Source organism: Acidimicrobiia bacterium (assembly GCA_040289475.1).
In the GTDB taxonomy this organism is placed as follows: domain Bacteria; phylum Actinomycetota; class Acidimicrobiia; order ATN3; family PSLF01; genus PSLF01.
On record PSLF01000024.1, the window covers coordinates 1 to 7,941 of the forward strand.

Annotated in this window: 5 protein-coding genes; all 5 read right to left on the bottom strand. The window is 55.3% G+C overall.

Annotated features, from left to right (window positions below):
* On the bottom strand, positions 1 to 1,442 hold a 1,442-nt coding region (locus tag C4318_09090; GenBank protein ID MER3455286.1), incomplete at its 3' end, for a mannose-1-phosphate guanyltransferase.
* 76 nt (positions 1,443 to 1,518) lie between these two features.
* Positions 1,519 to 2,229: a hypothetical protein gene (locus C4318_09095; GenBank protein ID MER3455287.1), complete on the bottom strand. Its 711-nt coding sequence runs from the start codon at positions 2,227 to 2,229 to the stop codon at positions 1,519 to 1,521.
* A complete protein-coding gene (locus C4318_09100; protein MER3455288.1) occupies positions 2,226 to 6,782 on the bottom strand; it encodes a hypothetical protein in 4,557 nt (1,518 codons plus the stop codon). Before C4318_09100 ends, C4318_09095 begins: the two co-directional genes overlap by 4 nt.
* 260 nt (positions 6,783 to 7,042) lie before the next feature.
* The gene (locus tag C4318_09105; GenBank protein MER3455289.1) at positions 7,043 to 7,717 is read right to left on the bottom strand and encodes a hypothetical protein; all 675 of its coding nucleotides are present in this window, start codon (positions 7,715 to 7,717) and stop codon (positions 7,043 to 7,045) included.
* A gap of 105 nt (positions 7,718 to 7,822) precedes the next feature.
* Positions 7,823 to 7,941: type I restriction endonuclease (locus C4318_09110; GenBank protein MER3455290.1), on the bottom strand; the 119-nt coding region annotated here is incomplete at its 5' end.

Consider the following 7,941-nt stretch of genomic DNA (forward strand, 5'->3'; position numbering starts at 1 on the left):
GAAGATGGATCGTCCAAGACGGTGCGAACCAGTACTCCTCCTGAGGCTCTGGCTCTAACCGCATGAAACCGGAGGAGCGGTTCAGTTGTAACTTCGAGGTCATCGACGTTTAGCCCGGCTGCATTCAGGCCTGCCATCAAGGCCCTCGAAAATGTGCGAGCCACCCTGGAGGCATCTCTTCCGGCAGCTACTACCTCACCCTTAGCAAGTGTTGTTCCATACGCCATCGCAAGCCTTGTCACGACTTCTGGCGTGACATCGACATTCGCAATACCTATGACCCCGTCTCTTCCGAATAGATGGCGAAGTCCTCTCGACTCCCAGACAATCGACGAGGATATGATTGCCCCCGATTCGACAGTTTTAAACGGATAAACCTTTACTTCAGGTTGAAGGATCGCTCGGTCTCCGACGAAGGTGTCCTCACCGAGTACGGCTCCCTCCATAATGGTCACGCCTCGTCTCATATCGGCGTTTTTCCCGATTACGCATCCTCTCAGCTGAGACAACTCCCCTATATAAGCGTTGTCATGGATGATGGCTCGCTCGACGGTGACATCTGCCCTCAAAATCACGTTGTTTCCCAAGACCGAGTACTCGCCGAGCTTCACCCCGGAGTCGATACGGCAAAAGTCGCCAATAAGGGCGGGGCCTACTATCTCGGCGCTAGGATCAATCTCGGCGCCCTCTCCCACCCAAACACCTGGCTTCAGTTCAAAACCCCCAATATCAATCTCGACGCGCCCGTCCAAAACGTCAGCGTGGACCTGTTGATAGGAATCGAGGTTTCCCACGTCACACCAGTAACGATCAGTTATGTAGCCATAAATCGGTGCTCCCTTCTCTACCAGGCGAGGGAACACGTCTCCTGAGAAGTCCGAGGGTCCGCCGGGAATGAAGTCTAAGATCTCAGGCTCGAAAACATAGATGCCGGTGTTGATCGTGTCCGAAAACACCTGTCCCCATCCGGGCTTCTCGAGAAACCGGACAATCTTGTCGTCGTCTTCGACTATGACAATTCCAAAATCCAACGGATTATCGGTGCGCTTTAGAACGACAGTCGCAATGCTCCCCTTTTCTCTATGGAACGAAAGTACAGCATCTATGTCGATGTCAGTAAGAGCATCTCCGGAGATCACTAGAAAAGCTTCTGTTAGCTCGTCGGCGGCGTTCTTTACGGATCCAGCGGTGCCCAGAGGGGTTTCCTCCATAGCGTAGAACAAGCGCACCCCGAGATCGGATCCGTCGCCGAAATACTTTCGAATAACAGATGCAAGATACGCGACTGTAACGACGATCTCGGAGATGTGGTGGCGACGGAGCAAACGAATGATGTGCTCCATCATGGGCTTGTTAGCCACTGGCAACATCGGTTTTGGCTGATTGCTCGTGAGTGGCCGAAGGCGAGTCCCCTCTCCTCCGGCCATGATCACGGCCTTCATTGCCCTATTGCACCTCTCGTCGGAGAAAAATTGACAATCACGAGCCTAGCACGAAGCACTTTTTTCTTCTGTCCACCTACTCCCGGCTAAGGCGCATTGCAGCAATTTTCCTGGCCTCGAAAGCGTAGTGCCCCATTGCAACGTAGTAACCGATCGCTCCCGGATACCCAAACAAAGGAGCTAAAATTCGGGCAATCCGCGCGGCATCCCACTGGCTAACAGAAACAACATAGAGCGGAAGGCTAAACATCAGCATTAGAGTAGCTGCCTTCCCTAAGAGCGTTACTTCAATGCGGGGAAATCCCTTAGCAGCGAGGACAAGAGCAGCGCCCGACACCAATACTTCTCTTGCCAGTAGAACAAGAGCTAAGGTCTTGGGGTAATACCCGGAGGCGACCACGGCGATCAGAGAACCCGCTATAGCTATGCGGTCGCACACGGGGTCGAAGATCTGACCCACTGTACTTATCTGGTGTGTAGCCCTAGCCAGGACACCGTCCAGCCAATCGCTCAGCCCTATTCCCACCAAAATTGCAACTACCGCGGCTTCTTGGCGCCGAGCCGTGGCTAATGCCAATGGAAACAGCAACAGCACTCGAGCAGCCGACACTAGATTGGGCAAAGTCCACACAGAATCCGTATCGGCACCCCTTAGTGAGATGCCGTTCGGACTCAGTTGTTTGGCTCCGTTTTGCTTTTTAGCTTCTCGGCTCGCTCGAATTCTTTCTTTTTTCCTTCTTTTGTAGTTGCTAGGCTTCGGAATCTCGCGATGTTGGCCGCTCTTCAAGCAATACGAAACGCTGGGCTTGCGGTCGCGTCCGAAGACGGTCCGCTTGGAGTGTAAGTTGAACGCTCGACGATCACCTGTCCCGTTCCCTCCACCGTGACCTTTGTGGTCACGTCGAAACTAGAAATGTAGTCGTTAGCTCTTATCGACCTCCTGGACAGAGGTGGCACGCTGAGAGTTGTTACTGAGGCCAAGCCTCCGGTGGACAAGAACTCCACCCTAACGGTCGCAGGTGCGGAGTTGTCGGGATTGGCCACGAGAATCCACGTCTCGAATCCTCCCGCTGTGGCTCCTTCGACGGCTACCCATTGAGATCCCGGCATCGGCACCCCTTCACCGCTGGCAGCACCTTTGCCAAATGTAGGATGGTCGAAGTACATAGCCCGCTCTGCGACAGCACCGCTGCCCCCAAATTCTACGATCGTCGAAACATGGTAAGAAGCGCTATAGTCGTTCGCCCGTACACTGCGTCTAGAGCGGGGCGGTATGTGTATCGGCACCGCAGCAGCCGGGCCAGATTCGGTGAGGAAATTTATGGTGGCCGACACAGAATCCGTAAAAGAAGGATTGGCAACCAAGATCCAAGTCTCGAATCCTCCGGTTGTGGCTCCTTCGGCCAGGTACCACTTAGCTAAGGGCGCCGCTACACCAGGAGATGCCGTCGCTCCCCGCTTCACACCTGGTGCCACATAGCTGGATCGCTCTGTTACGACTGCAGCACCAACGGATGATACAAGTGTAGAAACATCGTAGGTGTCCACGGTGTCGTCGACTCGGATTGAACGCCGCACTTGAGGCGGAAGAGAGAACGATGGCCCTGGGACGGGACCGGTGCCAGTCATGTAGGTTACCGACACCGTAGCTGTCTCGGTAACACTGGGGTTGGCTACTAGAACCCAAGTCTCGAACGGTCCCGCAGTAGCACCTTCTGGAAGAAACCAAGTTCGAGATGGAGACGAAATTGCCTTTACCGAGTGAGCTCCTTGAAGGCCCGGCTTTGCTGAGTACATAGCCCTCTCGGCTAGAACCGAACCCCCAATGCCTTCCACCACCGTCGCAACGTTGTAACTTGTCACCCATGCATCGACAAGGATGCTTTTGCGAGACAGAGGCTCTAGGCTGACCAGTGGTCCCGAGCGTGATCCGCCTTCTGTGAGAAACGTAAGACAGGCGAGAACCTTGGAGGGTCCGGGGTTGGCAAGTAATACCCAAGTGTCGAACTCCCCGGCGGTAGCCCCTTCTGCAAGATATGCCGTCGAAGCTGGAGACAAAGGTCTCGACGTGCACGCCGGCTGAGCACACCCCGTAATGACTCTGATACCGGCACTCAACAAGGTGCCCTCTATACCTCCACCGCCGGCATTCACATCGTAGACCCGTACCACCCACGTACCTTGTGCGCTCTGTCCGAAGAAGCCAGAGAGAGGCTGGTCGGGTCTGAACCTCCCGAGTACAAAGCCCACCGGCTGATCTGCGGCCGAAATAGGGGAATTGGCAGAGTCGTCAAACTCCGCCAACAGCCCTCTATTCCACCCTCCACGCTTGTTAGAAAGAACTATTTCCAACCCAGCCGGTGAGCGCAGCGTGATTAGTAGATCGCCCATCCGCGCATGTTCGACCTGCACGAAAACGTTGACGTCGAGTACTGCCCCTCCTCCAGACACGCCAAGACCTCCCTCGACGTAGTGGGCGTCGCTGATTGGAATTCCAAAGTTCTGATAAACCGATTCGGGGCGGGGATCTGAAGGAATCGTAAAGCGGAATTGGGATGTGAGGGATCCACTAGAGACAGTGAGAGTGAACTCTACATCGGAGGTGCAGTTACCTTCGTACATTCCCCGGAATGCCGTGGAATTCGCCGCTATAAAACCTGGAGCTATGTCGCCAAATGTGGACGTTGCAACTGCTATATCTGTCCGGGGGGTCGGTGTAGACAAGGTTCCACCGACTGCCGGAGCAACGGAGGTGCCAAGATTTCTTACATATGCGGTCACTTCGAAGGGCTCTGGGTTACCTAGGCGACCATTGTGATCGCCAGCGTCGCTAAATTCCACGCGCTCTAGGGTAAGGAGTTGGGTCGCACTCAGATTCGACGCAACCAAAGCAAAGTCTTGATCTGTCGGGTCGACGTTGTCTGGAACAGCGTCCCCTGCTATGTTTTTGGCCTTGACTCGTATCGTGACAGGGCCGGATTGACCTGCAGGGAGCAGTACTCGCTCGACATTATTTTTAGGGTCGGGAGTACCCCCCTCGACGGAGTACTGGCCCGCAGTGACATTTCCCCTGTAGAGCTTGCCTCCAACTTCGACTTCTAAATCGAGGTCGTTCACATAGGAAGCGCCCACCGTGTTTCCCGGCGCATCCGAGTATGCCAGTGTCACTGTGAGCGGCTTGGACGGATCGGCCACAGCTGCAGTGGACTCGTAGGTCTGTCCAGTTTGTGTGAATACGTATGACTGATCGTTAAGGGGAATAGTGGTGTCGGTGAACAGCTCATCAAAGGCGGTAGCCCCAAATCCCTGTGAGTTGGTGGGTAGGTTTCCCCCTCCGAATGCACCAGTAAGGTAAACGGCGCCTTGAATTACGTATGCCTTTACCATGGCAGGGCTCGGCGTCTTCCATCCTTTCTTTGCGAACCAGCGTCTTATCAAGCTTGCCTCTCCGCTTACATGGGGTGCGGAAAAGCTCGTTCCGGTAGCGGAGGTATAACCGGCGAACCCGCCCGGAAGCGGAGATCCCGGGCATGGTTCGCCGCTTAGGACCCGGTGTGACGTCACGTGGATACCAGGGGCAACCACATCGGGTTTGATCCTCCCGTCGAGAGTAGGTCCCCGAGCCGAGAAACGCGCGACATCTTCCATGTTGTCCGCCTGCGTATTCGGAAGCGTAGACTGGCCAATGAGCGTGTCACAGTTGTCCAGCCAACTGGGGCGTGCATTCTCGTTGGACCCGACCGCTATGACATTCTTCGCGTTGGCAGGGCTCGAAATGCTTCCTAGGTTGGGACCATTGTTTCCCGCAGCAAAGACAAAAGTCATCTGCTGCCGCCCCGGAGCGGCCAAGACATCGACCGTATAGGCATCGAACAAGAAGCTGAGTGAGTCGTACTCAGGTCTAGGATTAGTTGATCCCCATGAACCGTTTGTAATACGTGCACCCGCAAGAAACTCGTCTTTTGGACCAGAGACGATATAAGAAGCATTTATATTTCCGGTCGCACCAAAAGCCTTGGAGATTACGAGTTTGGCTTCAGGATCAACTCCGAGACCGTAGTTGTACCCGTCGATATCCTCGTAACTAGATCCCGTACCCGTGTTTCTTCCAGCGATGATCCCGGCGACCGCCGTGCCGTGGCCCACGAAATCAGCCAAGGTGGGATCGGAAGTGTAGTTGTTGGCTGCGACAATCCGATTCTGGCCGGACGGACCGAGAAGATCGGGGTGCACCGTGTACTGGTTTATCGTTCCAGACTGCGTCAATCCGCTGTCGGCGACTGCTACGGCAAAATCAGGAGGGCCACCAAACCCTCTTGATGAGTACCACGTCAAGTATCCCGGGGCCGAGGCGTTGGAGCGATCCGCAGTTCTAGATCCAGCCATCCACTGGGCAGGCTTCTCGTCCAAAAGCCTAAGCTCAGGTAAGAGTTGAGCAGAGAGCACGGCAGCCTGAGCAGCGATGTCTCTTGCGACCGCGGCGTCTATGCGGACTAACCCAACCTGGACTGTGGCAGTCCTAACAATCTCTGGCTCCTTGGCAGCCGCCATAGCCACTCGTCTCAGCGCATCCGTGCCCTCCGGTGAGTTAGGAACCATGAACACGACATCGGCAACCCCATCCGCTTCCATAAGCGACTTGTCAATTGCGTAATACGGGTGGTATGCGCCCACAAACTGGACGTCGGTTGGAGTGTTCGGTTTTTGGATCGTTTCCAGCGACGGCTTGCTTGCGAGCGCGATATATGCATTTTCCGGGAGATAGGCAACCGGCTCTACGCCGCTGCTCTGAATTTGTTTTAGCCACGAATCGTTTATGGGCCCTGGCGCTTGGACAATAACGAGAAACCTTTCTGTTCCCTGGGGCAAGTCTCTCCTCCACTCCGATGGAACCTGTGGTTCGGCAACCGTGGTGTCGAAGGCACCATTGCGCAAGCGGACGATGTTCATGTCGTCTCTTATTTCAACGCTGCCTACCTCCTCTGGAGGTTCCTTCTCGACGACTCCTACGGTGTATCCGGGTCCGAACATGACAGGGCGAAATCCCGGTACTCCGAAGGGCTCTTGATTCCCATAGATCACGACCTTGTGAGGCCCAGGACTTCGATACTCCCGTCCCGCACTTAGCAAGTTTTCGAAACTATTTCGAGTAGCCGATTCGAGGTTGCGATGTCCATCTTCGCTTTTGGGAAAACTCGAGGCGGCGCGACCTCTAGGCGGCAGATCACCTCCGGTTCCTTCAATCTCATGACTCCGAGAATAGAAAGCACCACTGGCGATAGCTATTACAACTAGGCCAATTGCTGTGACGAGAACGGTTGCTCTGTCGTAACGTCGCATCGGGTTTTCTTATCCAACTGGATCCGCAGACGAAACTTCTCGCTGACAGCTCGGCTACGCCGTGCTTACGATCGCGTGAAAAGCTTCGAGGCAAATCATAGTTGTAGGGTGTGACATTATGAGGCGGTGACGCTCCCCCTCATTTTCGCCTCGCGATGTCCGGGGATAGAGAGAACGAGAGCGGGCAGCGTTGCACGATTCATCGTACCCATTCCCGCCCCCATGCCATAGCACAGCATCGATTCATCCGCCCTCGCTTACTACTTTGCCCTAAGGTAGGGCTGGAACACCGAGGCGATGCGTTCGAGATCTCGAGAAGTTTTGGGCCGTTGCAGCTCATACAAGTACGGAAACTCTGCCCACTCGAGAATCAGTCGAAACAAGCGCACCGCCTCCTCGCCCTTGGGGGCAGGGGCCACCACCGGACCAAAAATCACCCTCCCCTTTCCTAAATCGAGGGTTGGGACACCGAAGGCACCGAGCTCTCTGACAGCATATTCGTGGTCCTCGCGAACCTCGTCATTGGTCGAGGGGTCCGAGATTGCAGCTTCGACGACCTCCCTTCCGAAGCCCGCCTCTTCTGCTATTCGCTCAGCGACCGAGCGATTATGCATTTTTTCGCCGTTTTCGTGGAGAGCTCGGCCGATAGCGGCGTACCAATTGTCGAGGTCTTCCATCGATTGACGCCTCAAATAGGCGCCAACTCGCATCGGACCCCATCCATAAGACCAATCCCGCTCCCAAGGATGCTTTTCTCCTCGCTCCAAGTTTGTCTCTTCGAGACTGAAAAACCGCCATTCGACACGGATTGCAACTAGCCGCCGAACTTCGCGTATCCAAAGGGAAGCCTGGTATGCCCAGGGGCAGAGAGGATCAAAGAAAAACTCCACATAGGAAGCGTCTAAGTTTTGGTCGGCATAAAGGTCGCTGTTCATCCTGAAACGTTTTACCCGTCGGGCCGGCCGGTTTTGAACCGGCGACATCTTGCTCCCAGGGTAGCTTACGAGCCATAGGCCGCGGTGAATCACATCCTAGATCTGTCACGCCGCCGCCCACTGCGCCGAGAGCACTTCCGCCTGTTCCAGCACCGTCTGCGTCGCCTTCTCCTGCTTGTCCGGCGGGTAGCCGTGCTTCCGCAGGATGCGCTTGACGAGGACGC